Genomic DNA, 26,782 nt, shown 5'->3' with positions numbered 1-26,782 from the left:
CTCTCGGCCGCGACGTCCGACCACGGTTATGCGATTGGCGCGATCGGCCTGGGTTTGCGAGCCCGCTGCTGTCCGAGTTCGTCGCTCGCCTGCTCCGCGGGGCGGACAGCTGGTGACCGACCGCGTCTTAGTCCTCGCCGACGATATGGGGGTCTTTCTTTCGGTCGCCCGCTCGCTCGGCCGGCGAGGGATAGACGTGCATGTCGCGCTCGCCGATGAGCACGCGCCCGGCCTTGCGTCCCGCTATGTCTCCGCCGTTCACGTCCTGCCGCCTTACCACCGCGATGCGGAGGCCTGGGTGGCATCGCTTTGTGGGCTGATTGACGTGCACCGTTACCGGCTCGTCATCCCCTGCAACGACAGCCGCATGCTCATTTTACGCCACCACGCGCGCCGCATCGGTCGCGACATGCTCGCCATCCCGAACGACGAGGCGTTCGAAACCTTCACCGACAAGGCCGCAACGCGAGCGGCAGCGACACGGCTGGGCATAGCCGTTGCGGCCGGCAGATTGCTGACCCGGGGCGAGCAGGCCGAGAAGCTGGCTGCCGAACTCGGCCTGCCGCTCGTGCTGAAGCCGCGCTGCACCTATGCGGTCGGCAGCCCCCAGGAAAGAACGCCGGCAAGGATCATCCGGACGCACGTTGAGCTCGCTGAGGCGCTCGGAACCTTCGCGAACGACTGTTGGATCGCCGAGGCCTTCGTGCCTGGCGAGGGTGTGGGAGTTTCAATACTGGCCCACCAGGGTGAGGTTTTGTTCGCGTGGCAGCACCGCCGACTCCAAGTCGCCACCGAAACGTCGGGGAGCACGGCGCGAGTCGCGGAGCAGCCTGATCCGCAACTGGTTGCCGCCGCGCGCGCTCTGGCAGGGGCGACCCGTCTTACCGGAGTGGCAATGTTCGAGTTCCGGGTCGATCGGCGCGGTGGCCGACATGCTCTTCTCGAGGTCAATCCCCGGTTCTGGGGTTCGCTCCCACTCGCAGTTGCGGGAGGCGCCGATTTTCCGGCCCTGTTGTGGGACGTGGTGACAGGAGCCGAGCCGCAGCTGCCGGTCCAGCAGCCGAAGCTCGTCGCCCGGCGCAACATGTCCGGGGAATATGCCCGTCTAACTGCGATCGCCGACACGCCTCTTGGCTGGCTCGCCAAGTGCCGCGGCATCGCGGCGCTGCTGGGTTTCCTGCCAACCCTCCTGCTCCGCAGCCGCTTCGACAGCTGGGCCGCCGACGATCCGGCCCCCTATCTTCTAGAGCGTCGCCAGATCTGCGCCCGTCTGCTCGGCGCGGCCACGCGACATCTCCAGCGGACGCGCTCCGGGATCGAGGGCATCCACGATCAGGCTTCCGTACGGGAAGGGGCAGGATAGCGTACGCTTGAGGGCAGTGCCTTCGAGCAAAGCCAGCAATCACGCGACCAAAGGTCTAGTATTCGCACGGACGGGAGGGGGCGAGCGTCTTGCTTCGCGTTTCGGGCCCGCGGCCCAGTCCGAGCACAAGCTGGAACGCGCTGACCAAAAATCTGGCAAGCCGCGCTTCCGATCCTTGCCCGCTCCAGAGAAAATGCTCGCGACGCTGGCCCTAAGCGGCGATCCGTTCATCCGCTGTGGCTGCGGTCCCATGAACGAGATCAAGGTACAACCCGGCGAGGTTATAATGTGCCCGCACGACAGCAGGATGATCTGCACTCTGGGCCAGTCGCAACTCAGCTTCGGCACGGGCTTCATAATAAGAACGATCGGCGGGCGACATTCGCAGTCCCTTTCGTTGTGTCGCGCAACCGTAGATCTGTCGGATTTTCACGTCCACAAAATGGGTTAACCACTGCCGGCGCATTTGCATAACCGAGTTATGCAAATGCCTTCGAAGCCCCGATGGTCCATAGTGGCCTAGGGCACGGGGCCTCGGTCTTGGAGACTAGAGAAGTGGTGCCCAGGGGCGGAATCGAACCACCGACACTGCGATTTTCAGTCGCATGCTCTACCAACTGAGCTACCTGGGCACGTCCCGCGGCAAGCGAGAGTGAGCGCCTATAGAGGCGGCTAGGCTTCGCTGTCCAGCCCGCGCCCGTCAGATTCTGCCTCGTCATCCTCGGCCGGCCCGGCCGGCACGCGATAGGAATCGCCCAGCCAGTTGAGCAGGTCACGGTCGCGGCAGCCCTGGCTGCAGAAGGGGCTGAATTGCGCGACGCTCGGCTTACCGCAGAGCGAGCATTTCTGGCGGTGACGGGGCGGTGCGACTGTCGACATCGCCGCGATATGGCGTCGGTCGGATGGCGCTGCAAGCCGAAGGTAGTTGTTGCGGCCCTGGTCTCACGGCCGAGAGCTGGCCAATAAAAAAGGGCGGCGATTATACTCGCCGCCCTCTCTCAGGACCAATTTTCGCGTTCAGGCCGCGGGCGCGATCTCGGCGTCCCCATCGGGCCGCGGACGGCGCACGCGGCGGCGCGGGGCGCGCGGCGCTTCGGCGTCGGCTGCGATCGCGGGCGGAAGCACCTCGAGCGAGATGCGCTCGTCGGCGCCGTCCTCGTCCTGCTCCACCGGGCGGGGCTGGTAAGCGGCGCGCGCCCGGCGCGGCTGGCTCTCGCGCGGCTGGCTCTCGCGGGGACGGTCGTTGCGGTCCTCGCGCGGCCGGTCCTCACGTGGGCGCTCCTCGCGGGCACGCTCCTCACGCGGCCGCTCCTCGCGCGCCTCGCGGGGACGCTCGCTGCGCTCCTCGCGCTGGCGCTCGCTGCGGTCGTCGCGCTGGCGCTCGTTGCGCTCGGCACGCTGGCGATAGTCGGCTTCGCTGCGCTCGTCGCGGCCGGCGCGATCGTCGTCGCGATCGTCGCCGTCAGCGCCGCCTTGCATCGCCTCGTCCTGATCCTCATCCTCGTCGGAGAAGTCGTCGCGCTGGCGGCGCTGCTCTTCGAAGCGCGCGCGGCCTTCGTTCAAGACGCGGAAGTAATGATCCGCGAATTGCAGGTAGTTTTCGGTTTGGACACGATCACCGGCGAGCTGGGCATCGCGCGCCAGCGCCTTGTATTTCTCGTGAAGCTGGGCTGCGTTACCGCGCTGACGATTGTCCTGGCGGTTTCCTGGGCTCGGCACGTTGTTTGACGGACGCTGTCCGCCGCCACGGCCGCGCCTGCGCCCGTTCTGACGATTGTTGATCAAACGTTGGTCCCTCGTGTGGTGGTCGTTTCAGCCACTCCATTGGCCAGGCCCGTCCCGGCCGTCGTTCTTTAGGCGAATCCCGCAGCAGGCGGCCGCATGCGGCTCCTGCCTCCTCACGCTGTATCGTCCAAAGACGCCAGAGCAATCGGGGGTCGCGACGGAAGGCCTCAAGCGATCAATGCTGTGTCAGGCCCCGTCCCTGCCCTCTTATGTAGCTACGATGGCGCGGAAATCCAAGTAGAAAGATGATTATCTGCATCAGCGGGTCAAGATGAGGCATCGCGTGCGCCCGCCGAGGTCCTCGCGCTGGTCCACCCGCAGGCCCTCGGCGGCGAACAAAGCTGTAACGGCGGGCGCCTGGCCAAGCCCGATTTCGATGCAGGCGATGCCGTCCTGCCCAAGCAAGCCGCTGATTTGAGGCGCTATCCGCCGATAGTCGTCGAGCCCGTCGGCGCCAGCGAACAGCGCCTCGTGCGGCTCCCACTCGGCGACGTCGCGCGGGAGATCGGCACCGGCGTCGACATAGGGCGGATTGCACAGGATGAGGTCGAAGCGCTGCTCGAGCCCCTCGCCCCAGTCTCCGAGCCGAAACTGCGCCCGATCGGCGAGCCCGAGCCGCTCGCCATTGGCGCGCGCGATCGCCAACGCGCGCTCGCAGCGGTCGACGCCGACGCCCTGCGCCGTGGGCCATTGGTCGAGCGCGGCGAGCAAAAGCGCGCCCGACCCGGTGCCGAGATCGAGGATCGAGCGCGGCCCATTCGCGCCGAAGTGCGCCACCGCGGCCTCGATCAAGGTCTCGCTGTCGGGCCGCGGCACCAGCACGCCCGGAGCGACCTCGAGCTCGATCGTCCAGAAGCCGCGCCGGCCGACGATATAGGCGATTGGCTCGCCTTTTTCACGCCGCGCGACGAGCTGCTCGAACGCCGCCGGCGCCTCCTCATTCAGATCGGAGAGCAACAGCGCCTGCCGCTCGATGGCCAGCGCCGACGCGAGCAGCAGTTCGGCGTCGAGCCGCGGCGTCTCGCTCGCGCCGGCCAGCCGGCGCGCCGCGCCGGCGAGCGCCTCACGCCTCGTCAAGGCTCGCGAGCCGTTCGGCCTCATCCTCGGAGACCAGGGCCGAGATCAATTCGTCGAGCCCGGGACCGGCGAGGATCTCCTCGAGGCGGTGCAGGGTCAGGTTGATGCGGTGGTCGGTCACCCGCCCCTGCGGGAAATTGTAAGTGCGGATGCGCTCGGAGCGGTCGCCCGAGCCGACCATCGACTTGCGTGCGCCGGCGCGCTCGCTCGCCAGCCGCTCGCGCTCCAGCTCGTAGAGGCGGGTGCGGAGCACCTTGAGCGCCTTGGCCTTGTTCTTGTGCTGCGACTTCTCGTCCTGCTGGATCACGACCAGGCCGCTCGGCAAATGGGTGATGCGGACCGCGCTGTCGGTGGTGTTGACCGATTGCCCGCCGGGCCCCGACGAGCGGTAGACGTCGATGCGCAGATCCTTGTCCTCGATCCGCACGTCGACCTCCTCGGCCTCGGGCAGCACCGCGACCGTCGCCGCCGACGTGTGGATGCGGCCGCCGCTTTCGGTGACCGGCACGCGCTGGACGCGGTGGACTCCGCTTTCGAACTTGAGCTTGGCGAACACGCCCTGGCCGCTGACCGAGGCGACGACTTCCTTGAAGCCGCCGACGTCGGACGCGCTGGTCGAGATCACCTCCACCCGCCAGCCCTGCAGCTCGGCGTAGCGCTGGTACATGCGGAACAGGTCGCCGGCGAACAATGCCGCCTCGTCGCCGCCGGTGCCGGCACGGATCTCGAGCATCGCCGAGCGCTCGTCGGCGGCATCGCGCGGCAGCAGCCTGAGCGCGAGCGCACGCTCGGCCTCGGGCAGGCTCTTCCTGATCGCCTCGGCCTCCTCGCTCGCCATCTGGCGGATCTCGGCCTCGCCGTCGGGATCGTCGATCATCTCGCTCAGCAATTCGAGCTCGGCGCGCAGGCGCCTGACCTCGTGCGCCGCCGCCGCCGCTGGCTCGATCTCGGCATAATCCTTGGACAGGCGCACGAATTCGTCGGGCGCGATGTTCGGCGCCGCCATCGCATTCTGCAGCTCGTCCTTGCGCCGCGTGATCGCCGCGATCCGCTCTTCCGAGATCGAGGTCATCGTCCGCGCAGCGCCTCGACCAGGCGGTCGAGGGCGACATCCTGCTGCTCGCCGCTGCCCAGATCCTTGAGCCCGGCCTGGCCGCGCGCGAGCTCGTCGTCGCCGATGATCACCGCAAAGCGCGCGCCGGTCGCCGCCGCCTTGGCCATGCGCTTCTTCATATTGCCCTTGAACAGCATGTCGGTGGCGATGCCGGCGCGGCGGAGCTCGGCGAGGATGCGCTGCGCCGCGGCCTCGGCTGCCTCTCCCATCGGCACCAGCGCGGCCTCGACCTGCGGCGGCGCGGGCGCATCGAGCAGCATCGCCAGCCGCTCGATCCCCGCCGCCCAGCCGACCGCCGGCGTGTGCGGCCCGCCGAGCGATTCGATCAGCCCGTCATAGCGCCCACCGGCGAGCACGGTGCCTTGCGCGCCGAGCCGATCGGTGACGAATTCGAACGCGGTGTGGCGATAATAATCGAGCCCGCGCACCAGCCGCGCATTGCGTGTCCAGGCCACGCCCGAGGCATCGAGGCCGGCGGTGACCCGCGCGAAGAAATCCGCGGCGGCGGCGCTGAGATAATCGTCGATCGCCGGCGCGCTGTCGGCGATCGGTCGGTCGCGCACATCCTTGCTGTCGAGGATGCGCAGCGGGTTCTTGTCGAGCCGGGCGAGGCTGTCCTCCGAAAGATCGCCGCGGTGCGCCTCGAAATGCGCGACCAGCGCCGCGCGCCAGGCCTCGCGCGTCTCGGCATCGCCGAGCGTGTTGAGCTGCAGGGTGACGCCGTCGGCGATGCCGAGCTCGTGGAGCAGTTGATCGGCGAAGACGAGCAGCTCGACGTCCGCGGCCGCCGCCTCGGCGCCGATGATCTCGGCGTCGAGCTGGTGGAACTGGCGGAAGCGCCCCTTCTGCGGCCGTTCGTAGCGGAACACCGAGCCGTGGGTCGCGATCTTGAGCGGCGCGAGCTGCTGCCAGCCTTCGGACAGATAGGCGCGGCAGAGGCCGGCGGTGAACTCGGGCCGCAGGGTGAGCGAATCGCCGCCGCGGTCGAGGAAGGTGTACATCTCCTTGGCGACGACGTCGGTCGTCTCGCCAAGCGAGCGCGAGAAGACGGCAGTCGCTTCGAACACCGGCATCTCGACCCGCTGGAACGCGTAAAGCCGGCGCACGCGGTCGAACGTCTCGACGACTTTCTGGAAGCGGTCGGCTTCCTCGCCCCAGATATCCTGGGTTCCCCTGATCCGTTGCGGCCCCTTGCTCATGCGCGGCCCTTAGCATTTTTGCCCGAGCGGGGAAGCGGCGGCGCCTTCGCAGCTCGCGCCATCCCAGCCCTGGGAGCCTTCCGGGCCGCGGAGCGCGCGCCGGCCTCGAGCGCGAGCCGCGCCCAATCGCGCAGCGCATCGGGATCGTCATAGACGTCGTCGGGCGCGCGGCGGTAGTTCATCGTCTCGGTCTTGCCGTCCTTGAAGGCGATCGTGAACCTCTCGCAGCCCTGCGCGTCCCACAAGGCATCGCTGTCGCCGTCGGCCTTGAACCAGATCGCATCGCCGTAGAGCAATGCGAAGACGAGGCCGTCGCAATAGAGCATCGCGCCGCCCATCATCTTGCGCATCGAGACGTCGCCGACCGGCTCGAGCGCTTCCTCGACCAGCGCGACCAGAGTCTCGTCGAAGCTCATCCCGCGACCAGCCTCAATCCGATGATGCAGGCGATCAGCCCGATCAGCAGCAGCAGCCGCGCCGCGCCCAATGGCTCGCCGAACCAGAGGATGCCGACCATCACCGTGCCGAGCGCGCCGATGCCGGTCCAGACCGCGTAGGCGGTGCCCATCGGGATTGCGCGCGCCGCGATCGCGAGCAGGCCCATGCTGATCGAGACCGAGACGAGGAAGGCCAGGGTCCAGGGCAGGTTCCTGAAGCCGTCGACGAACCTCAGGCAGGTGGTGAAGCCGATTTCGAACAGCCCGCCGACGACGAGCAGCAGCCAGGCGATCGCAGGGCTCATAATGCCGCCTCGGCGGCCGAGACCGGCTCGCGCTGCGTCCTCGCCGCGATCAAACAGCCGCTGACGATCAGCGCCGCTCCAGCGATCGTCGCAAGCTGCACCTGCTCGTCGAAGAACAAAGCGCCGTACAATGCGGCCCAGATCAGCGCGCTATATTCCACGGGCACGAGCCGCTGCGCCTCGGCACGGCGATAGGCCCAGGCGAGCAGCAGCAAAGATGCCGAGGCGAGCAACGCCGCCGCGAGCAGCCCCGGCAGCAGGGTGGCCGGCGGGACCACCGCGAGCAGCGGCGCGACCAGCCCAAGCACGATCGCGACGGTGAGATTCTGGAAGAAGGCGACCTCGAGCGGATCCGCCACCTGCGCCTGCTGCCGCATCAGCACGATATTATAGGCGTAGAGCAATGCCGATCCGAGGATCGCGAGCACCGCCGCCCAATCCCGCTGCTCGGGCGGCCCGCCTGCCTTCGCGGCGAGGATGAGCAGCATCCCGGCAAAGCCGAGCACCGAGGCGAGGATCGCCCGCCGGCCGATGCGCTCGCCCAGCAGCAGCGCCGCAAGATAGAGCGCGATCAGCGGCGCGATGAACGACAAGGCGATCGCCTCGACAAGCGGCATCCGCACCAGGCCCCAGAAGAAGGCGACCGCCATGAACGCGCTGACAATGCCGCGGACGACATGCAGCCGCATCGCCGCGCGGCTCGGGCGCGCCAGCCGCCCCCAGGCCGATGATGCGGCGTAGAGCAGCCCGGTGAGCGGCACGCCGATGATCACCCGCCACAGCATCGCATTATAGGCGCCGATCGCGATCGACAGCCCCTTCATCACCGCGTCCATCGTCGAGAAGAAGGCGATGCCGAGCAGGCCGACCGCGACCGGCAAAGCGAAGTGCTGAGGCGACAGGGAGTGATGTGACGCGGGCGGGCTCATCAACCGGCGATAGCCGCGCCGTTCGCCCGCGTCACGTCACCCGCGTGCCGCGACGCGGACCACTGCAAAACTCCGTTCGCGGTGAGCGTGTCGAACCGCTTTCCTTTCTTGCTCAAATAAGCCCGTCAGCGTCGGGAGCTGCCAGTGGCCTTAGCCCGCGCCGGAGGCGCCGAACCTATCACGTTTGATGGAGTGCCAGACGAGATATCCTGCCCACACTCCGGCGGCGATCGCGCAGGTCGTGGTGAACACAGTCCCGAGGTCCGCTAATATTCCCGCTGCCGCATCGGCATTCGTCATCACCTTGCCCCTCAAGCTGTGCGTGCCCAGAAAGACGTCGATGGCGCGCAACAAGGGCCCCGACGCCCCGAGCGGGATGAGGCCAGCGGCAGCAACGACTGGAGACAGGCCGCGGCGCGGCATCACGCCGAACGCCACGAGCGAGACAATTGCGGCGGCCAGGAATGTCGCCAGGTTGATGCCGCTGCCCCAACCGAGCAGGACATCGCGGAGCAATCGCGCGAGGAATGCACAGCAGAAGCTCGGAACCAGCGCTCGCGTGGGAGCGGAGAACAGGACAGCCATGCCGGCCCCCAGCAAGCCTGCCCACAGAGAGTTCGAAACGAGAGCTATAAGGTCCATTGTGCGTCCTGGCCTCTAGAGCATCGTGCGCAAAAGTGGGAGCCGGTTTTGCGCAGAAAACGATGCGGTAACAAACGATTAGAGCGGGATGCGTGATCCAGATATCGCGCATTCCGCTCTAAATGGCGGCATTTGCGATGGCGACGGCCACCGTGATCAGGAAAAACAGGAACGTCGCGTCCAAGATCCTTTGGACGCCCACCATCAAATACCGGCGCGATACCACGTCCATGAAGCCGTTGATGAGCGGAACGCCGGGCACCAAATAGGTGACCGCCGCGACAAGCGCCGCCCCGGGCCTCCCGCCCAGCGCGAGCTGCAATCCGGTGGCGGCAATTATTCCCGACGCCAGCGCGCAAAGGAACGTCACCGCATAGGGAGACAGGTTCCTCGCCTGCAGCAGGGAGCGAAGATAGTGGCCCACGCCTGCCGCTACGCCGGCGATCGGCAAGGTTTCCGGAACGGCTCCCAACATCTGGGAGCAAGCGGCGCCCGCGCACGCCGCTGCCAGCACGGCGACCCCTCGACCGTGAGGGGACGGCAATAGCCTGATCCGCTCGGTCTCCGCAGCGAAAGTCGCCCCATCAATGTCTCCGCGTCCTAGCCGCTCTGCAAGACGTGCCGCTTCCGATGCACGGACGAGATGAAGTTTCAGGGGCGTGAGCGGCTGCAAGATCGTCCGGGCCTCATCATCGACGACCGCGCGGGCGGCGATGAAGTCGAGCCGGTATACCGCCGAGACATCATGGACGTCATGTCCGCGAAGAACGTTGCGTAGGGTCCTGTCCGCGAGATCGGTCGAGCCGCCGCTCTGGAATACGATTGCGGCCATCGCCAATGCCTGATCGGCGCCCTCGAGCGCTCCTCCGCCGGCGAAAGGGCGTGCGTTCGCTCCAATCGGACTGCGCACCTCTCCACCTCGCTCCATTGGCCGTAGCGCCCTAAGGATTCCGTTACGGGTCATGCGCATCGATCACGAACACGCCCGACCGGGATAGGCGTGAGGAAGAACCAGCGACAATCGGTGTTTACCCTGAGCGTTCCCTGAGCTTCAGTCCTGCCGCAGGGATGGGGAAAACCCGGATTGCGGGCGCGATCGGAAGCTGCTTTCCCGATCGTAAAGGCAACCACCTTCTCGATGGAGAGCGGGCATATGGTTTCAAGCCGGAACTTGGTTTGCTGGGACCCAGAATTGCCGCTGGAGGGTCGCCGTGGCGACTGAGGCAAGCGATGTATTGGTCCTCGGCGGCGGCCCCGCAGGGGCGATTGCAGCTTTGCGCGCGGCCGACCTGGGCGCCCGAACAACCTTGGTGACGAGCAACGACTTCGGAGGCATGTCCGCCAACGACGGCCCAGTACCCGTCCGAACTCTCGCGCACGCCGCGCGGCTGATGCGGGATGTGGGTCAACTGCAAGATTACGGCATCCAGACAAGCGAGCCGAAGCTCGACTATTCGGTGCTGCTCGTCCGCGTCGCTGAAGTCGTGAAACAGGTTCGGCGCCATTCGACCTTGCGGGGGCAGCTCGACCAGGCAGGCGCGACGATCCATGAGGCCGCGGGGCGCTGTCGCTTCATCGACGAGCGAAACGTTGAAAGTCCATCGGGGCAGCAATTCGAAGCCGACAAGATCATTGTCTGCACGGGCGGGCAGACGCGGACGCTCGCAATTCCGGGCTTCGAGCATGTCGCGACCCACAGCGACGCCTGGGCACTCAAATCCGTTCCTCGAACAATGCTGGTTCTGGGTGGCGGGGCGACCGGGCTGCAGCTTGCCTCCATTTTTGCGGCATTCGGGACGCGCGTGACCCTGTTCGAAGCTGGTTCTCGCTTGCTGCCGGGCGAAGACGAGGACGTCGCGGCGGCCGTGGCAGAGGGTTTCCGCAACAGGGGCATCGTGATCCACGAAGGATTCGGCTCAGTCGAACGCTTCGAGCGGGATGGTGCCGTTACCCGGATGTATTTTTCCGATGCCGATGGCCAGCACATGAGCGAGGCGGAACTGGCGGTGTGTGCCGTAGGCTGGCGCGTCGATGCTGAGGCCTTGGCGCTTTCCGCCGCGGGAATAGAAACAGATGCGCGTGGCTATATAAGTGTCGACGAGCAGGGGCGCACGTCCGCCACGAACATATATGCGGCCGGCGACGTCACTGGCGTTGCGATGCTGGTTCCGCAGGCCATCCAGCAGGGGTACATCGCGGCATCGGCTGCGCTCGGAATTGCAGGCCCTGCGACCGCTCGTCAGCTCGTCCCCGCCGGCAGCTTCACCGACCCCGAATATGCTCGCGTCGGGCCGACGGAAGAAAAGGCGCGGCAGAGCGCGGATGCGATCAGCGTCTCGGTATCTTTCGACTCGGTGACACGCCCGATAATCGACGGCCGCACCTTCGGCTTTTGCAAAGTCATCGCCGATCGATCTTCACGCCAGATTCTGGGCTGCAGCGTCGTCGGCGACAGGGCCGTGGACATCGTCCAGATCGCGGCGGTGGCGATCGCAGCGGAAATGCGAATCGATCAGCTCGCCCATTTTCCCCTGTCGTTCCCGACCTACGCGGGAGCTCTTTGGCAGGCCGCGGCGAAACTCACCTACCGGCTAAACAGCGCGGAATAGGTCCATAGCGGCTGGCGTGAGGGAGGCCGGCGCAGGAAAAGTCCTTTATTCGGCCGGATCGATCTCAGCGCGGCGATATTGCGGCCAGGCCTCGGCGATGACGCGGATCGCCGAGCGGAGGAAGAGGAAGGCGATCACGGCCGCGACGGCAATGTCGGGCCAGGGCGACTGGAACAAGGCGACCCCGCCGGCGGCGGCAATCACGCCCACATTGGCGATCACGTCGTTGCGCGAGCATTCGACCGTGCTCGACAGGTTCACATTGTCGGCGCGGAAGCGCCACAGCAGCTTGAGGCAGAACAGATTGGCGGCCAGCGCAAGCGCGCCGAAGATCACCATCAGCGTCGAGGACGGCGGCACGCCGTTGACGACCTTGTGCGCGATCTGCGCGACCACGCCGAGGCCGAGCAGCAGGATGAAGCCGCCCTTGAACAAGGCGGTGCCGGCGCGCCACCGTGCGCTCCGATCGAGCGCGTAGAGGCTGACGATATAGACCAAAGCGTCGCCGAGCATGTCCATCGAATCGGCCATCAGCGCCGCCGATTGGGCGATCACGCCGGCGCCGAACTCGACGAAGAACATCGCGGCGTTGACGGCAAGGACGATCAGCAGGACCCGGCGGGTCTCCTCGCGCCGCATCGCGATCGCGATGCCATCGCCGCCATGCCCGCAGCAGCCGCTCATCGGCCGCTCATTCCGCTGCGTCCGAAAGCGGCGCGAGCGCCGCTGCCTCGATCTCGGCGGCTTTGGCTTCGACCAGCCGCACGATGTGGTCGATCATGTCGGCGTCCTGGATATGGTGGTCGGTCACGCCCGAGAGATAGACCATGTGGGTGCCGTTGCCGCCGCCGGTGATGCCGATGTCGGTCTCGCGAGCCTCGCCGGGGCCGTTGACGACGCAGCCGAGCACCGACAGCGACAGCGGCGTCGAGATGTGCGCGAGCCGCTCCTCGAGCGCCTGGACGGTGCGGATCACGTCGAAGCCCTGGCGCGCGCAGCTCGGACAGGAAACGACGCGGACGCCACGATGGCGGATCCCCATCGCCTTCAATATCTCGAAGCCGACGCGGACCTCCTCCTCGGGCTCGGCCGAGAGCGAGACGCGGATCGTGTCGCCGATCCCGAACCACAGCAAGGAGCCGATGCCGATCGCCGATTTGACCGTGCCGCCGATCAGGCCGCCCGCCTCGGTGATGCCGAGGTGAAGCGGGCAATCGACCGCTTCGGCGAGCTGCTGGTAGGCGGCGACCGCGAGGAACACGTCGCTCGCCTTCACCGCGACCTTATAGTCGCGGAAATCATGCTCCTCGAGCAGTCGGATATGGTCGAGCGCGCTCTCGACGAGCGCCTCCGGGCACGGCTCGCCATATTTCTCGAGCAGGTCGCGCTCGAGGCTGCCGGCGTTGACGCCGATGCGGATCGCGCAGCCGTTGGCCTTGGCGGCGCGCACGACCTCGGCCACCCGCTCGCTCGAGCCGATGTTGCCGGGGTTGATGCGCAGGCAGGCCGCGCCGGCGTCGGCCGCCTCGAGCGCGCGCTTGTAGTGGAAATGGATGTCGGCGACGATCGGCACCTTCGCCGCGCGCACGATCTCCTTCAGCGCGGCGGTCGAGGCGGCGTCGGGGCAGGAGACTCGGATGATGTCCGCGCCGGCCTCCTCGCAGCGCCGGATCTGGTCGATCGTCGCCCTGGCATCGGCGGTGATCGTGTTGGTCATCGTCTGGACGGTGACGGGCGCATCGCCGCCGACCGGCACGTTGCCGACCATGATCTGGCGTGAGGGGCGGCGCGCGATGTCGCGCCAGGGGCGAATGGACATAGTTCAATATAGTCTTTTGCGGTGGAGAGGCCAAGGCACGGGGAAAAACGGCCTTTCCCCGCCCTTTGCGGTGATGGGCGACAGCAGCTTAATTAATGCTGAGCGGGAGACGGGAGAGACGCAATGCGTTGGCTGATCACTTTGGGGCTGATGATCTTGGGAGTGATGATGATGAGCACAGCCACGGCGGCGCAGGATTGGAAACTGGTGATCCACGGCGGCGCCGGGATCATCGAGCGCGCGCAGATGAAGCCCGACAAGGAGAAGGAGCTGCGTGCCGGGCTCGATCGCGCGCTCGAAGCGGGCGCGAGGCTGCTGGCGAGCGGCGGCAGCGCGGTCGATGCGGTCGAGGCCGCCGCCAAGGCGCTCGAGGACGATCCCAATTTCAACGCCGGGCGCGGCTCGGTCTTCACCTACGACGGCGGGCACGAGCTCGACGCCGCGATCATGGACGGCCGCGACCGCGCCGCCGGAGCGGTCGCCGGCGTGACCCGGACCAAAAACCCGATCAGCCTTGCCCGCGCGGTGATGGCGCAGGGCGACCATGTCTTCCTCGGCGGCGCCGGGGCCGACCAATTCTCGCGCGAGCAGGGCCTCGAGCAGGTCCCGCCCGACTATTTCTCGACACCGGAGCGGCAGCGCCAGCTCGACGAGCTCAAGGCGCGCGAGCATTCGGCGTTCGACACCGAGGTCAAATATGGCACGATCGGCGCGGTCGCGCTCGACAGCCACGGCCACGTCGCCGCCGCGACCTCGACCGGCGGCCTCACCGGCAAGCGCTGGAGCCGGATCGGCGACACGCCGGTGATCGGCGCCGGCACCTACGCCGACGACCGCGCCTGCGCGGTGTCGGCGACCGGCGCCGGCGAATATTTCATCCGCGCCGCGGTCGCGCATTCGATCTGCGCGCGCATCCAGCTCAAGGGCGAAAGCGCCCAGGCCGCCGCCGACGCGGTGATCGCCGACGTCGGCGCGCTCGGCGGCAGCGGCGGGGTGATCGTGGTCACACCGGCGGGCGAGACGGTCGACGCGTTCAACACCCCCGGCATGTACCGCGGCACGGCCAGCGCCCAAGGCAGGAAGGTCGCGATTTTCGGGGATGAATGACTTCCCTGTTCCTCCCCCGGTTTTCCGGGGGAGGGGGACCGCGCAGCGGTGGAGGGGCGCCCTTCACGAACTGCCCCTCCACCACCCTGCGGGTGGTCCCCCTCCCCTGCAAATGCAGGGGAGGAATAACAGGGTTATTGCGGGATGACCGTCACCGCCCGCCGGTTCTGCGCCCAGGCGCTTTCGTCGGAGCCGAGCGCCTCCGGCCGTTCCTTGCCCCAGCTGATCACCGTCATCCGCGACGCGGCGATGCCGCGGCTCTGAAGGTAATTCTTCGCGGCATTGGCGCGGCGGTCGCCGAGCGCGAGATTATATTCGCGGGTGCCGCGCTCGTCGGCATGGCCTTCGATCGTGACGCGGACATTGGGGTAGCGCTGCAGCCATTGCGCCTGCGCGTCCAGCACGGCGCGGTCGCGATCATCGACGTCGTACATGTCGGTGTCGAACAGGATGCGGTCCGCCGGCACGCTGCGCAGGAAATCGGCGCGGGAGCCCGGGATGATGGCATTCTCGACGCCTTGATCGACCGGCGCCTGCTCCTGTTCGGTCATCGGCGCAGGCGGCAGTTGGGGCGGAGGCTTGCGGGCGCAGCCGGCCATCGCAAGTGCGGCCGCGGCCGCGAGCGCGGCGAGCTTCAGGCGTGCGTTCATCATCTTCTCCTTCGGTGCGTCATTGGTCCTCGAACGCCAGATTTACGGGAGCAACGGCCCCCACGCCGGATCCGATCCATCGAGCGGGGTGGGGATGCGGCGCTCGTTGGTGCCGGTGAGATCGACCTGCCAGACGCTCGACTTGCCGCCGCGCCCCTGGCTGGTGCGGAAGAACTGGATGACCCGGCCGTTGGGCGACCAGCTCGGCGCCTCGTCCTGCCAGCTGTTGGTCAGCAGCCGCTCGCCGCCGCCGTCGGGCGTCATCACCCCGACGCGGAAGTTGCCGGCGATCTTGGTGAAGGCGATGAGATCGCCGCGCGGGCTCCATTCGGGAGTCGCATAGCGGCCGCCGCCGAAGCTGATCCTGCGCTGGTTCGAGCCGTCGCTGTTCATCACATAGAGCTGCTGGCTGCCCGAACGGTCGCTTTCGAAGATGATCCGCGAGCCGTCGGGCGAATAGCTGCCGCCGATGTCGATCCCCGGCGAGTTGGTCAGCCGCGTCGACGCGCCGCCGCCGACCGGGACCCGGTAGATGTCGGTGTTGCCGTTCACCGCCATCGAATAGAGGATGAAGCGTCCGTCGGGCGAGATGCGTGGCGCGAAGGTCGGGTTGGCGCTTTCGGTCACCACCCGCTGGCGGCCGGTGCCGATGTCGTAGACGTAGATGCGCGGCCGCCGCTCGACATAGCTCAAATAGACGATCTGCTTATAGTCGGGCGAGAAGCGCGGCGTCAGCACGACCGACTGGCCGTTGGTCAGGAAGCGATGGTTGGCGCCGTCCGAATCCATGATCGCGAGCCGCTTGATGCGGCGGTTCTTGGGGCCCGATTCGGCGATATAGGCGATCCGGCTGTCGAAGAACGGGCTTTCGCCGGTGAGGCGTGCATAGATGGCATCGGCGCATTTGTGCGCCGCGCGGCGCCACTCGCCCGGCGCGATCAGGAAGCCCTGGCGGGTCAGTTCCTGCCGGAGCGCCACATCATAGAGGTAGCAGCCGACCATCAGCCGGCCGTCGCGATTGTCGCGCACGAAGCCCTGGACGAGCGCGACCGCGCCGGTTCCGGGCCAATAATCGAACGCCGGCGCCGTCACCTCGGGATAGACGATGGCGCGCACCACCGACGGCCCCAATGGCTTGAACAGCCCGCTGCCGCGAAGGTCGGCGGCGATCACCTCGCCGATCTGGCGGCCGAGCGCATCGGTGCTTCCCGCCGCGGTGCTGACGCTCTCCGGTGTCGCGAGGCCCGGGACGGCGATCACCATGTCGTTGCCGCTCTCGTCGGTTACGTCGACGCTGAGCTGGGCCTGCGCCGGCTCGACGACGGCGAGCGTGGAGGCGATCAGGCCGATCGCGAGCGCGAGCAGCCGCCGTTTGAGTGCGCCGAACTGTTTCATTGCACCGAGCTGTTTCATTGAGAAAGCCTCTTGTCGAACCCGATCGGGCTCAGGATCTTCCATGTGTCATAATAAGCGGCGGGAAGCTCGAATGGCGATGCCAGCCTGACCGCCTTGATCGCTTGCTCCTGGTGGAGCTTCGCCTGGGCGCGATTGCTCGCGGTGATGCCGGTCTGGCCGAGCACCTCGATGTCGGTGACGGTGCCGTCGCGGGCGAGGGTGATGCTGAGCTCGGTGCGCAGCAATTCGGCGTCGGCCCCGGTCGGCGCTTTCCAATGCGGCTTGAGCTGGCGCAGCACCGCGCCGCGCAGCGACGCCTGGACGGCCGGCGTCGCGGCGCTCGCGCGCGGCGCGGTCGAGCGGCTGTCCGACGGCTTGTCGCTGATGCCTTCGAGCAGGCCATCGAGCCGGCCGCGCGCCGCGGCCGCCTTCTTGGGCGCCGGCTTGGCGGCCGCCTTGGCCGGAGCGGGCGCGGCCTTGGGCGCCGGCTGCTTGGCCGGCTTGGGCAGCGGGGCCGGGGCCGGCACAGCCTTGGGCGGCGCGGGCACCGGCACTGGCTGGGGTTCGGGCACGGGCACCGGCGGCGCGGGCTCGATCGGCCCTTCCACTTCGGCAAGCTTGGCGGCCGGCGCCTCGGCGGAGATTTGCGGTGCGCCGCTTTCGAGCCCGGTCTCGTCGACCAGCTCGACCTCGACCGGCTGGCGCTTCAATTGCAGCGGCGGCGGCGATGCGAACCAGCCGGCCGACAATATTCCGAACAGCAGCAGGTGGCCCGCGGCCGCCACCCCGAAACCGGTGCGTTCGGCGCGGTCGATCGTCACGGCGCATCCTCGGCGCTGGTGGTGACCAGCGAAACCTTGTTGAGCCCGGCGCGGTTGAGCTCGCCCATCACCCGCATCACCCGGCCATAATCAAGGGTACGGTCGGCGCGCAGGAACACCGGCGGCGCCTCGCCGCCTGCCGCGGCGCGGCGCGCGGCGAAGATCGCCGGCAGCTCGGCTTCCTCGACGAGCTGCTCGCCGACGAAGATCGCGCCGCCATTGTCGATCGAGATCGACAGCGGCTCCTTCTGCTGGTCGAGCGCGCCCGCCTTGCTGTCGGGGAGGTCGACCGGGACGCCCGCCACCAGCAAAGGCGCGGTGATCATGAAGATGATCAGCAGCACCAGCATCACGTCGACGAACGGCGTGACGTTGATCTCGGCCATCGGGGCCCGCCGCGCGCGGCGGCCGCCGCTGTGCATCGGGCCGATCGCCATCTAGGCCTCCCGCTCCAGCTCGCGGCTCAACGTCGCGTGGAAGCCTTCGGCGAAGCGGGTCAGCTTCGCTTCCATCCGATTGATGCTGTGCGCCATGCGGTTGTAGGCGATCACCGCCGGGATGGCGGCGAACAGCCCGAGCGCGGTCGCGAACAAAGCCTCGGCGATGCCCGGCGCGACCACCGCCAGGCTGGTGTTGTTGGCGCCGGCGATATCGCTGAAGCTGCGCATGATGCCCCAGACGGTGCCGAACAGGCCGACGAACGGCGCCACCGAGCCGACCGTGGCGAGGATGTTGAGCCGGTCGGCGATCTTGTCGATTTCCGCTCCGATCGCCGAATGCATCGCGGTCGACAGGCGCAGGCGCGTGCCTTCCTTGTCGATCTTGGGGCCGCCGGTCGAGCGCCGCCACTCGGCGACGCCTGCGGCGAATACGCGCGCGCTCGGAATGTCCTCGCGCCCGCGCGCATCATAGAAGCGGTCGACGTCCTCGGCCTTCGAGCAAGCCCGCTCGAACCTTTCGTTCTCGCGCGCCAGCCGCTTGATCCTGAAATGATGGCTGATGATGATCGCCCAGGTCAGCACGCTCGCCAGAATGAGGCCGATCATGACCGCTTTGACGATGATGTCGGCCTGCACGAACAGCGCGAGCGGGGATATGCTATTGGTTTCGCCGCTCACCAAATCAATCACCTTTCGCTTTCATCCGTTGATAGGCTTCGACCCAGCCGCGCGGCTGGCGCTTGGGCCGGCCGTCGCGCGTGAGCAACGCGGCGGTCACAGAGGCGTCGGCGAGGATTTGATCTCCGCGCATGACTCGTTGATGAATGACCAGCGCCGCAGCCCTTATCTCGCCCAACTCGCTCAGGATAAGCAACGTGTCGTCGAGCCGCGCCGGCGCGCGATATTTGATCGACAGCTCGGCGACCGCATAGACGCCCTCGCCCTGCTCGAACGCGGCGCGCTGGTCGATGCCGAGCACGCGCAGCATGTCCGAGCGCGCCCGCTCGATGAAGCGCAGATAATTGGCGTAATAGACGATCCCGGCCGCATCGGTGTCCTCGAAATAAACTCGCAGCGCGAAGTGGTGGATGCCGCCGACGAAGGCGCCCTCATAGGGCCGGTCAAGATCAGCATTCCCCACGCGCAGGCTGATAAGCGGGGCCGATTCGGGTGGGAAGCGCCAAATGGCGAGCCGCGCCATATATGGGGCGGCAGGTGCCGCCGGGCGAGGCCACCAGGCGCCTATTTGTCGCCGAACAGCCCGTCCTGCGCCTCCCGCGGCGGAGGCAGGCCGAGGTGGGTCCAGCCGCGGCCGTTGAGGATGCGGCCGCGCGCGGTGCGCGCGACGAGGCCGAGCTGGATCAGATAGGGCTCGATCACCTCCTCGATCGTGTCGCGCGGCTCGGAAAGGCCGGCGGCGAGCGTCTCGACGCCGACCGGCCCGCCTTTGTAGATGTCCGCGATCATCGTCAGATAGCGGCGGTCCATCGCATCGAGGCCGATCGCATCGACCTCCATCCGCACCAAGGCGCGATCGGCGACCCGGGCGTCGACTGAAGCGTCATTCTCGGCATGGGCGAAGTCGCGCACCCGGCGCAGCAGCCGCCCGGCGATGCGCGGCGTGCCGCGCGAGCGCCGCGCGATCTCGCGCGCGCCATCGTCGGTCAGCTCGAGGCCGAGCAGCCGCGCGGCGCGGCGCACGACCTGCTCGAGCTCGTCGACCGTGTAGAAGATCAGCCGGACCGGAATGCCGAAGCGGTCGCGCAGCGGGGTCGTGATCAGCCCCTGGCGGGTGGTCGCGCCGACCAAAGTGAATTTGGGGAGGTCGATCCGCACCGACCGCGCCGACGGCCCCTCGCCGATCATCAGGTCGAGCGCGCGATCCTCCATCGCCGGATAAAGCACCTCCTCGACCGCTGGATTGAGCCGGTGGATCTCGTCGATGAACAGGACGTCGCCGTCCTCGAGGTTGGTCAGCAATGCGGCGAGGTCGCCCGATTTAGCGATCACCGGCCCCGAGGTGGCGCGAAAGCCGACCCCGAGCTCGCGCGCGATGATCTGCGCGAGCGTGGTCTTGCCGAGCCCCGGCGGCCCGAAGAACAGGACATGGTCGAGCGCATCGCCGCGCGCCTTCGCCGCCTCGATGAACACGCGCAGATTCTCGCGGGTGGTCTTCTGGCCGATGAACTCGTCGAGCGTCTTGGGCCGCAGCGCGGCGTCGAGGTCCTCGGGACGGCGGTCGCCGGACAGGATGCGGTCAGGGTCGGTCATATGACTTCCCCTCCCGCGGTCTTGTCCCCCTCCCGCTTGCGGGAGGGGCTAGGGGTGGGCCCACCCCAGTTTGCCGCTTCCAGGTTCGTTCGGGGAACGAACCGTCGGCAAACTCCCCTCCCGCAAGCGGGAGGGGAAATTATTCGGCAACCCCCACGCATCACCGCGCCACCTTCTTCAGCGCCGAGCGCACCAGTGCGTCAAGGCTCGCCTCGGCGCCGAGCTCGGCTTCGGCCTGCGCGACCGCGCCCGACGCTTCGCTCGGCCTGAAGCCGAGATTGAGCAAGGCCGAGACGGCGTCTGCGCCATGGCTGCCGGCGATCGGCGCCGCCGTGCCGCCGCCGCTGCCGAGGATGACGCCCCCTGCCCGGTCCTTGAGCTCGTTGACGATGCGCATCGCGAGCTTGGGGCCGACGCCCTGGGCGCGCGCGACCATCGCCTTGTCGCCGCTCATCACCGCGCGGTGCAGCTCGTCCGAGGTCAGCGCCGACAGAATCGCCAGCGCGACCCGCGATCCGACGCCCTGCACCGAATTGAGCAATCGGAACCAGTCGCGCTCCTCGGCGCTCGCGAAGCCGACCAGCCGGATCGCATCGTCCGAGACGAGCATTTCGGTGTGGATCATGACCTCGTTGCCGATCGCGCCGAGCGCCGAGATCGTCCGCGTCGAGGCCGCGACGAGATAGCCGATGCCGCCGACGTCGATCACCGCATGATCGGCGGCGAAGCTGTCGAGGATGCCGCGCAGCTTGGCGATCACGCCGCCTGCTCCTTGAGCAAGCGATCCCTGACCGCGCTGCGGCTGGCGAGGTGATGGGCGTGGGTGATCGCGACCGCGAGCGCATCGGCGGCGTCGGCGCCGGCGATCTTCACGCCCGGCAGCAGCCGCCCGATCATCGCATGGACCTGGACCTTTTCCGCGCCGCCGGTCCCGACCACGGCCTTCTTGACCAGCCGGGCGGCATATTCGCCGACCTCGATCCCGCGCAGCGCCGCGGCAAGCAGCACCACCCCGCGCGCCTGGCCGAGCTTCAATGTCGACTGCGGGTTGGAATTGACGAACACCTCCTCGACCGCGGCCGCGGCCGGACAATGTTCGGCGAGCACCGCGGCAAGCGCATCGTGCAAGGCGACCAGCCGCGCGGGAAGGCTCTGCTTGGCGTCGGTCCTGATCTGGCCGTTGGCGACGTGGCTCAGCCGGTTCCCCTCGGCGGCGATCACCCCCCAGCCGGTGCAGCCAAGCCCGGGGTCGAGGCCGATCAGGATCAGCCGAGCTTCTCCATGACCTGCTCGGGCACTTCGTAATTGCCCCACACGGTCTGCACGTCATCGTCGTCGTCGAGCGCGTCGATCAGCTTCAGCAGCGAGCCGGCGTCGACCTCGCCGACCTCGACCGGGGTCTGCGGGCGCCACGCGAGCTTGGCGCTTTCGGGCGCGCCGAGGCTCTTCTCGAGCGCGCGCGCGACTTCGTGGAGGCTGTCGAGCGCCGTCCATATCTCATGGCCGTCGTCGCTCGACTGGACGTCCTCGGCGCCGGCCTCGATCGCCGCCTCGAAGATCGTGTCGGCGTTGCCTGCCGATGCCGGGTAGGTGATCAGCCCGAGCCGCTCGAAGCCGTGGCTGACCGAGCCCGAGGCGCCGAGATTGCCGCCGTTCTTCGAGAAGATCGTGCGGACGTTGGTGGCGGTGCGGTTGCGGTTGTCGGTGAGCGCCTCGACGATCAGCGAAACGCCGCCTGGGCCGAAGCCCTCGTAGCGCAATTCCTCATAATCCTCGCCGCCAGCCGCGGCCGCCTTGTTGATCGCGCGCTCGATATTGTCCTTGGGCATCGATTGGGCGCGGGCCGCGAGCACGGCGGCGCGAAGCCGCGGGTTCATGTCCGGATCGGGCGTGCCCGAACGCGCCGCGACGGTGATCTCGCGGCTGAGCTTGGAAAACATCGCCGAGCGCTTCTTATCCTGCGCGCCCTTGCGGTACATGATGTTCTTGAATTTACTATGGCCGGCCATTGCCGCTCGCACCCTCGCTGATTGTCGTGCGCCGTGTCTAGCAGTTCATCCCCGGCACGGGGAGGGGGATGGCGAAGCGCTGGAACGGATGCTCCCGACGCCAACGTGCCGCCCCCAACCCCCGTTTCGCAAGCTCAGGCCAGCCCCAGCGCCGCCTTATAGGTCTCGAGCAAGGCCTCGGCCTCCTCGCGGACGTGGTTCTCCATTTTGCGCAGGCGGACGATCGCGCGGATCGTCTTGGTGTCGTAGCCGCGCGACTTGGCTTCCCCGTAGACGTCCTTGACGTCGTCCGAGATCGCCTTCTTCTCTTCCTCTAGCCGCTCGATGCGCTCGATCAGCAATCGCAGCTCGTCGGCCGCGACATTTCCTTCCGCCATATTCGCTCCATTAGATGCCAGTAGATGAGTGTCGATTCGGACCGGCCCGCCCCGTGCGCACCTGAATCGCCAGGCCGGTGGCTCTAGAGCCTGATCGGGTCGAGTTGAACCTTTAATCGGCTCCAGACGCGCAAGTCGGATGTGGATGCCGGACCCAGGCGCTTGCGCTGCCGTCAGGAGCGGCTATGCCGCCAGCACGCAGCAAGGGGATGCCATGCCCAGCCAGTTCGTGCCCCGCAGCCGAAAGGTGCGAATCCTCGCCACGCTCGGGCCGGCCAGCAACACCCACGACATGATCCGCAGCCTCGCCGAGGCGGGCGCGGACGCGTTCCGCATCAACATGAGCCACGGCACCCATGCCGAGCACCTCAAGCTGATCGAGATCATCCGCGGGCTCGAGAAGGAGCTCGACCGGCCGACCACGATCCTGGCCGACCTTCAGGGGCCCAAGCTGCGGGTCGGCCGCTTCGCCGGCGACAAGGCGTCACTCCGGAAGGGCCAGAACTTCGTGCTCGATCACGACCCGAGCCCAGGCGATTCGAGCCGCGTCAATCTGCCGCATCGCGAAGTGTTCGACGCGGTCGAGCCGGGCATGCGGCTGCTGGTCGACGACGGCAAGATCGTGCTGAGAGTCGCCAGCGTCGCCCCCGATCGGATCAAGACCAAGGTCGAGGTCGGCGGCACGATCTCGAACAACAAGGGTCTGAACGTGCCCGACGTGGTGCTGCCGCTCGCTGCGCTGACCGCCAAGGACCGTGCCGATCTCGCCTTCGCGCTCGAGCATCAGGTCGATTGGATCGCGCTCAGCTTCGTCCAGCGGCCCGAGGACGTCGCCGAGGCGCGGCGGCTGATCGCGGGGCGTGCCGCCTTGCTCGCCAAGATCGAGAAGCCGGCCGCGATCGACCGGCTCGACGCCATCCTCGAGCTCGCCGATGCGGTGATGGTCGCGCGCGGCGATCTCGGCGTCGAGCTCCCGCCCGAATCGGTGCCGCCGCTCCAGAAGAGGATCGTCGAGAGCGCGCGCCGGCTGGGCCGGCCGGTGGTGGTCGCGACGCAGATGCTCGAATCGATGATCGTCGCGCCGACGCCGACCCGCGCCGAAGTGTCGGACGTCGCCACCGCCGTCTACGATGCCGCCGACGCGGTGATGCTCTCGGCCGAAACCGCCTCGGGGCAATGGCCGCGCGAAGCGGTCGAGATGATGAACCGCATCGCGACGCGGGTGGAGGCCGATCCGAGCCACGGCGCGCGGGTCCATTTCACCGAGACCCTGCCCGATCCGACGACCGCCGACGCGATCGCGCAGGCGGCGAACACGATGATCGGCACGGTCAGCGCGGCGGCGATCGTCTGCTACACCACCTCGGGATCGACCGCGCGGCGGGTCGCGCGCGAGCGGCCGGCGGCGCCGATCCTGGTGCTGACCCCCTCGCCCAAGACGGCGCGGCGGCTGGGGCTGCTGTGGGGCGCGCATGCGGTGCGCACGCGCGACGTCACCAGCTTCGAGGAAATGGTCGCCAAGGCCAAGCGCATGGCGCTGCGCCACGGCGTCGCCAAGGGCGGCGACCGGATCATCATCATGGCGGGCGTCCCGTTCGGCACGCCTGGTTCGACCAACGTCATCCACATCGTCCGCCTCGTCGGCGACGAGCTCGACCGCTACGGCTCCGGGCGGGGCGAGCGGTGACTAATTCCTCCCCCGCACGATCGTTTTTAGGTTAGCCCCGCTCCATCAGCCCCGGCACGAGATCGAGGATTTCGCGGGCGAGGAAGCCGACCTTGCCGACCTGCGCGGTCAGCATCCGTCCCGCCTCGCCGTGCAGATAGACCCCCCACAAGGTCGCGGTCAGCGGATCGGCGCCGCGGGCGGCGAGGCCCCCCACGATGCCGGCCAAGGTGTCGCCCGAGCCCGAGGTCGCCAGGCCGACGCCCCCGCCGCGGAAGCGGAAGCTGCGTCCGTCGGGCGCGGCGATGAAGCTCCAAGAGCCCTTGACCAGCGCGACCGCGCCATAGCGGGCCGCCGCCTCGCGCGCGGCGGCGAGCGGATCGGCGGTGACCGAGTCGCGCTCGCACTCGAGCAGCCGCGCCATCTCGCCGGCGTGCGGCAGCAGGATCGCGCCCACCCGCGAGCCGCGCATTTTCTCGGCGAGCGGCGGCAGCACGCCGAGCGCCGCCGCATCGAGCACCAGCCTGTGGCTTCCGCCGCGATCGAGCACCGTCTCGATCAAGGTCGCAAGCGCCGGACCGTGCCGCATGCCCGGGCCGATGGTCAGCGAATCGACGCCTTCGCACTCCTCGACCAGAGCGGCGATCTCGCTGGCATCGATACAGCCTTCCTCGCCTTCGGCGAAGGCGATCACCCGCGCTTCGGGTATGGCGATGCCGAGCCCGAGCGCGATGCTGTCGGACGTCGCGATGCGCAGCTTGCCGGCCCCTGCCCTCAGCGCGCCGATGCCCGCGAGCAAAGCCGCGCCCGACAATTCGCGGCTGCCGGCGATGAACAAGGCGAGCCCGCGCTCATCCTTGTCGGCATCCTCGGGCGGCTCGGGGAGCGGGAATTGGCGCAGCAGTTCGGAATCGAGCAGCCCAGGATCGCGTAGAGAGGCATCGTTCACCGTGCGGCCACCATCGCGTCGGGCTCGGAGGTGACCGGCGTCGCCTCCTCGATCAGCGGCGCCGCGAAATTGTAGCGGACGAGCTTGGGGACGCAGAGCTTGGCGTCGTCGGGCTCGAATTCATATTCGCACAGGCCGCAGTTCACGACGTCGCCCTCCTTGTCGATCGCAAGCACCTGCGCCTCGTCCATCTCTTCGAGGATGTAGCGCAGGCACAGCACGACGACCTGGTGGCAGACGATCAGCACCCGCCGATCGGCATGGTGGAGGCTGATCGTGTCGAGCGCGCTGCGCAGGCGCAGGATGACGTCGGCCCAGCTCTCGCCGCCCGGCGGGCGATGGTAGAATTTGCCGAGCAGCATGCGATGCTCGGCCTGCTCCGGATATTTCTCGCGGATGCCGAGCGTCGTGAGACGGTCGAAGATGCCGAACTCGCGCTCGCGCAGCCGTTCGTCGACCAGCGGGGTCGTCGCCTCGCCGGCGATCCCGCCCGCCTCGCAGATCAGCTTCGCGGTCTGCCGCGCGCGGATATAGGGAGAGGCGAGGACGATCTCGGGCTTGTGATCCTCGTCCATCTCGGCGAACCAGCGGCCGAGCGCCTCGGCCTGGCGCTCGCCGAGTTCGCTGAGCGGCACGTCGACGTCGCGCACGTCGATGTCGATGATGCTGTGACCGGCGGCATGCGCCGCGTCTCGCGCGACATTGCCGGCGCTCTGCCCGTGCCGGACGATCCACAATCTCTGGGGCCATCTTTGCCGCATCAAAGCGGAAAAGCGCGACCGGCGTTAAAGTTCATCATCCATTCCTCCCCTGCATTTGCAGGGGAGGGGGACCACCCGCAGGGTGGTGGAGGGGCATTTCGTGAAGGGCGCCCCTCCACCGCTACGCGGTCCCCCTACCGGGGGAGGAACGGGGGCCTACAATTCCTCCCCTGCATTTGCAGGGGAGGGGGACCACCCACAGGGTGGTGGAGGGGCAATTTCGTGAAGGGCGCCCCTCCACCGCTACGCGGTCCCCCTCCCCCGGAAAACCGGGGGAGGAATTAGGGGAGCAGGCGCTCGGCCTCGAGCCGCACGCGAAGGTCGGTGGCGTCGACGAACAGGTGCGCCGCCATGCCGACCGCGCGCGCGCCTTCGACGTTGATCGCGCGGTCGTCGACGAACAAAGCCTCATCGGGGCGCAGGCCGAAGCGGCGCAGCGCGAGGAAGTAGATCGCCGGATCGGGCTTGAGCAGCTTGACCTCACCCGAGACGACGATGTCTGTGAAGCGGGCGAAGAAGTCACGCTCGCGCGTGGCGAACGGCGGCCAGAAGTCGGCGGAGAAATTGGTGATCGCGTAGAGCGGGACGCCGTTGGCGTGGAGCTCGTCGACGATCGCATGCATGCCGGGGACCGGGCCGCTGATCGTCTCGCCGAACCGCTCGCTCCACGCCGAGATCAGACCGGCATAAGCGGGGAATTTTTCGGTCAGCTCGGCTGCCGCTTCGGCATACGGCCGGCCGCCGTCGAGCGTCTCGTGCCAGCCGTAGAGGTCGGTTTCCTCGATGAAGCGCAGCCGCGCCTCGTCGTCGGCGATCTGCCTGACCAGGAACGAGTCCGGATCCCAGCCGTAGAGGACGTTGCCGACGTCGAAGACGGCGGCCGTCACCGCCATCTGAGCAGCCTCAGCCCTGGCGCGCCTTGAAGCGGCGATTCGTCTTGTTGATGACGTAGGTGCGGCCCCGGCGGCGGATCACGCGGCAGTCGCGGTGACGCGACTTGAGGGATTTGAGCGAGTTGCGGATCTTCATGGCCGAAACGCCTGTTCTACTGTTTTGC

31 protein-coding genes, 1 tRNA gene and 1 pseudogene are annotated in these 26,782 nt (G+C 67.9%); 4 read left to right on the top strand and 29 right to left on the bottom strand.

Annotated elements, in window-relative coordinates; genetic code table 11:
• Positions 1–112: 112 nt before the first annotated feature.
• Positions 113–1,363: a carboxylate--amine ligase gene (locus tag V6M48_RS05270; protein WP_332811473.1), complete on the top strand. Its 1,251-nt coding sequence runs from the start codon at positions 113–115 to the stop codon at positions 1,361–1,363.
• Positions 1,364–1,919: 556 nt separating this feature from the next.
• On the opposite strand, the gene V6M48_RS05265 is transcribed toward V6M48_RS05270, so the two are convergent.
• The 12 genes and pseudogenes from V6M48_RS05265 to V6M48_RS05210 form a co-directional block, all read right to left on the bottom strand.
• Positions 1,920–1,995, bottom strand: a tRNA-Phe gene (locus tag V6M48_RS05265).
• A 40-nt stretch (positions 1,996–2,035) separates the two neighbouring features.
• Entirely contained in the window at positions 2,036–2,242 is a 207-nt protein-coding gene (yacG, locus tag V6M48_RS05260) for a DNA gyrase inhibitor YacG (RefSeq protein WP_332811472.1), read from the bottom strand.
• A gap of 138 nt (positions 2,243–2,380) precedes the next feature.
• Positions 2,381–2,842, bottom strand: a complete 462-nt coding sequence (locus V6M48_RS05255) for a hypothetical protein (protein ID WP_332811491.1) — start codon at positions 2,840–2,842, stop codon at positions 2,381–2,383.
• A 126-nt stretch (positions 2,843–2,968) separates the two neighbouring features.
• Positions 2,969–3,082: pseudogene (locus tag V6M48_RS05250) on the bottom strand (DUF4167 domain-containing protein); the annotation flags it as partial.
• A 324-nt stretch (positions 3,083–3,406) separates the two neighbouring features.
• Complete coding sequence (prmC, locus tag V6M48_RS05245; RefSeq protein WP_443019049.1) at positions 3,407–4,249, bottom strand: peptide chain release factor N(5)-glutamine methyltransferase; 843 nt, start codon at positions 4,247–4,249, stop codon at positions 3,407–3,409.
• Positions 4,212–5,297 carry a peptide chain release factor 1 gene (gene prfA, locus V6M48_RS05240; protein WP_332811470.1) on the bottom strand — a complete coding sequence of 362 codons (1,086 nt, stop codon included), beginning with the start codon at positions 5,295–5,297 and terminating at the stop codon, positions 4,212–4,214. The genes prmC and prfA overlap by 38 nt, the downstream gene beginning before the upstream one ends.
• The gene (gene hisS / locus V6M48_RS05235) at positions 5,294–6,538 is read right to left on the bottom strand and encodes a histidine--tRNA ligase (RefSeq protein ID WP_332811469.1); all 1,245 of its coding nucleotides are present in this window, start codon (positions 6,536–6,538) and stop codon (positions 5,294–5,296) included. The genes prfA and hisS overlap by 4 nt, the downstream gene beginning before the upstream one ends.
• Positions 6,535–6,954, bottom strand: coding sequence for a TfoX/Sxy family protein (locus V6M48_RS05230; RefSeq protein ID WP_332811468.1), 420 nt, complete (start codon positions 6,952–6,954; stop codon positions 6,535–6,537). The genes hisS and V6M48_RS05230 overlap by 4 nt, the downstream gene beginning before the upstream one ends.
• Positions 6,951–7,280, bottom strand: a complete 330-nt coding sequence (locus V6M48_RS05225; RefSeq protein WP_332811467.1) for a DMT family transporter — start codon at positions 7,278–7,280, stop codon at positions 6,951–6,953. The genes V6M48_RS05230 and V6M48_RS05225 overlap by 4 nt, the downstream gene beginning before the upstream one ends.
• On the bottom strand, positions 7,277–8,161 hold the full coding sequence (locus tag V6M48_RS05220) for a DMT family transporter (RefSeq protein ID WP_332811466.1): 885 nt from the start codon (positions 8,159–8,161) through the stop codon (positions 7,277–7,279). Before V6M48_RS05220 ends, V6M48_RS05225 begins: the two co-directional genes overlap by 4 nt.
• Before the next feature lie 198 nt (positions 8,162–8,359).
• Entirely contained in the window at positions 8,360–8,794 is a 435-nt protein-coding gene (locus V6M48_RS05215; protein ID WP_332811465.1) for a hypothetical protein, read from the bottom strand.
• A 175-nt stretch (positions 8,795–8,969) separates the two neighbouring features.
• Positions 8,970–9,683, bottom strand: a complete 714-nt coding sequence (locus tag V6M48_RS05210; protein ID WP_332811464.1) for a threonine/serine exporter family protein — start codon at positions 9,681–9,683, stop codon at positions 8,970–8,972.
• Positions 9,684–10,062: 379 nt separating this feature from the next.
• Here V6M48_RS05210 and V6M48_RS05205 point away from each other — a divergent pair, with 379 nt between their 5' ends.
• A complete protein-coding gene (locus V6M48_RS05205; protein ID WP_332811463.1) occupies positions 10,063–11,460 on the top strand; it encodes a dihydrolipoyl dehydrogenase family protein in 1,398 nt (465 codons plus the stop codon).
• A gap of 45 nt (positions 11,461–11,505) precedes the next feature.
• On the opposite strand, the gene V6M48_RS05200 is transcribed toward V6M48_RS05205, so the two are convergent.
• Together V6M48_RS05200 and ispG are read right to left on the bottom strand one after the other, a co-directional pair.
• A complete protein-coding gene (locus tag V6M48_RS05200) occupies positions 11,506–12,144 on the bottom strand; it encodes a cation transporter (RefSeq protein WP_332811462.1) in 639 nt (212 codons plus the stop codon).
• Positions 12,145–12,151: 7 nt separating this feature from the next.
• A complete protein-coding gene (gene ispG, locus V6M48_RS05195; RefSeq protein ID WP_332811461.1) occupies positions 12,152–13,279 on the bottom strand; it encodes a flavodoxin-dependent (E)-4-hydroxy-3-methylbut-2-enyl-diphosphate synthase in 1,128 nt (375 codons plus the stop codon).
• Between the two features lie 171 nt (positions 13,280–13,450).
• Between ispG and V6M48_RS05190 the strand changes: the two genes are divergently transcribed.
• Positions 13,451–14,386, top strand: coding sequence for an isoaspartyl peptidase/L-asparaginase family protein (locus tag V6M48_RS05190; RefSeq protein ID WP_332811490.1), 936 nt, complete (start codon positions 13,451–13,453; stop codon positions 14,384–14,386).
• Positions 14,387–14,520: 134 nt separating this feature from the next.
• Here V6M48_RS05190 and pal read toward each other — a convergent pair whose 3' ends face one another.
• The 11 genes from pal to V6M48_RS05135 form a co-directional block, all read right to left on the bottom strand.
• A complete protein-coding gene (gene pal / locus V6M48_RS05185) occupies positions 14,521–15,039 on the bottom strand; it encodes a peptidoglycan-associated lipoprotein Pal (protein WP_332811460.1) in 519 nt (172 codons plus the stop codon).
• A gap of 39 nt (positions 15,040–15,078) precedes the next feature.
• Positions 15,079–16,449 (bottom strand): Tol-Pal system beta propeller repeat protein TolB, encoded by a 1,371-nt coding sequence (gene tolB, locus V6M48_RS05180; RefSeq protein ID WP_332811459.1) that lies wholly within the window; start codon positions 16,447–16,449, stop codon positions 15,079–15,081.
• Positions 16,446–17,252: a cell envelope biogenesis protein TolA gene (locus V6M48_RS05175; protein ID WP_332811458.1), complete on the bottom strand. Its 807-nt coding sequence runs from the start codon at positions 17,250–17,252 to the stop codon at positions 16,446–16,448. Before V6M48_RS05175 ends, tolB begins: the two co-directional genes overlap by 4 nt.
• Positions 17,249–17,689: a protein TolR gene (gene tolR, locus V6M48_RS05170; RefSeq protein WP_332811457.1), complete on the bottom strand. Its 441-nt coding sequence runs from the start codon at positions 17,687–17,689 to the stop codon at positions 17,249–17,251. The genes V6M48_RS05175 and tolR overlap by 4 nt, the downstream gene beginning before the upstream one ends.
• Positions 17,690–18,370: a protein TolQ gene (tolQ, locus tag V6M48_RS05165; RefSeq protein WP_443019048.1), complete on the bottom strand. Its 681-nt coding sequence runs from the start codon at positions 18,368–18,370 to the stop codon at positions 17,690–17,692.
• A 4-nt stretch (positions 18,371–18,374) separates the two neighbouring features.
• Positions 18,375–18,833 carry a tol-pal system-associated acyl-CoA thioesterase gene (gene ybgC / locus V6M48_RS05160; protein ID WP_332811456.1) on the bottom strand — a complete coding sequence of 153 codons (459 nt, stop codon included), beginning with the start codon at positions 18,831–18,833 and terminating at the stop codon, positions 18,375–18,377.
• 101 nt (positions 18,834–18,934) lie between these two features.
• Positions 18,935–19,963, bottom strand: a complete 1,029-nt coding sequence (gene ruvB, locus V6M48_RS05155) for a Holliday junction branch migration DNA helicase RuvB (protein WP_332811455.1) — start codon at positions 19,961–19,963, stop codon at positions 18,935–18,937.
• A 160-nt stretch (positions 19,964–20,123) separates the two neighbouring features.
• Complete coding sequence (gene ruvA / locus V6M48_RS05150; RefSeq protein ID WP_332811454.1) at positions 20,124–20,723, bottom strand: Holliday junction branch migration protein RuvA; 600 nt, start codon at positions 20,721–20,723, stop codon at positions 20,124–20,126.
• Complete coding sequence (gene ruvC, locus V6M48_RS05145) at positions 20,720–21,232, bottom strand: crossover junction endodeoxyribonuclease RuvC (protein WP_332811488.1); 513 nt, start codon at positions 21,230–21,232, stop codon at positions 20,720–20,722. Before ruvC ends, ruvA begins: the two co-directional genes overlap by 4 nt.
• Positions 21,229–21,972, bottom strand: a complete 744-nt coding sequence (locus V6M48_RS05140; RefSeq protein WP_332811453.1) for a YebC/PmpR family DNA-binding transcriptional regulator — start codon at positions 21,970–21,972, stop codon at positions 21,229–21,231. Before V6M48_RS05140 ends, ruvC begins: the two co-directional genes overlap by 4 nt.
• Positions 21,973–22,106: 134 nt before the next feature.
• Entirely contained in the window at positions 22,107–22,349 is a 243-nt protein-coding gene (locus V6M48_RS05135; protein ID WP_332811452.1) for a DUF2312 domain-containing protein, read from the bottom strand.
• A 214-nt stretch (positions 22,350–22,563) separates the two neighbouring features.
• Here V6M48_RS05135 and pyk point away from each other — a divergent pair, with 214 nt between their 5' ends.
• Positions 22,564–24,036 carry a pyruvate kinase gene (gene pyk, locus V6M48_RS05130; protein WP_332811451.1) on the top strand — a complete coding sequence of 491 codons (1,473 nt, stop codon included), beginning with the start codon at positions 22,564–22,566 and terminating at the stop codon, positions 24,034–24,036.
• Between the two features lie 31 nt (positions 24,037–24,067).
• Here pyk and V6M48_RS05125 read toward each other — a convergent pair whose 3' ends face one another.
• From V6M48_RS05125 to ykgO, 4 genes are all read right to left on the bottom strand, one after another.
• On the bottom strand, positions 24,068–24,964 hold the full coding sequence (locus V6M48_RS05125) for an NAD(P)H-hydrate dehydratase (protein ID WP_332811450.1): 897 nt from the start codon (positions 24,962–24,964) through the stop codon (positions 24,068–24,070).
• Positions 24,961–25,701: a histidine phosphatase family protein gene (locus V6M48_RS05120; protein WP_332811449.1), complete on the bottom strand. Its 741-nt coding sequence runs from the start codon at positions 25,699–25,701 to the stop codon at positions 24,961–24,963. The genes V6M48_RS05125 and V6M48_RS05120 overlap by 4 nt, the downstream gene beginning before the upstream one ends.
• 305 nt (positions 25,702–26,006) lie before the next feature.
• Positions 26,007–26,618 (bottom strand): HAD family hydrolase, encoded by a 612-nt coding sequence (locus V6M48_RS05115; protein ID WP_332811448.1) that lies wholly within the window; start codon positions 26,616–26,618, stop codon positions 26,007–26,009.
• A gap of 10 nt (positions 26,619–26,628) precedes the next feature.
• Positions 26,629–26,754: a type B 50S ribosomal protein L36 gene (gene ykgO, locus V6M48_RS05110; RefSeq protein WP_006833921.1), complete on the bottom strand. Its 126-nt coding sequence runs from the start codon at positions 26,752–26,754 to the stop codon at positions 26,629–26,631.
• Positions 26,755–26,782 lie beyond the last annotated feature (28 nt).

The organism is Sphingomonas sp., assembly GCF_036677245.1.
In the GTDB taxonomy this organism is placed as follows: Bacteria; Pseudomonadota; Alphaproteobacteria; order Sphingomonadales; family Sphingomonadaceae; genus Allosphingosinicella.
This window is presented reverse-complemented; position numbering and strand designations above follow the sequence as displayed.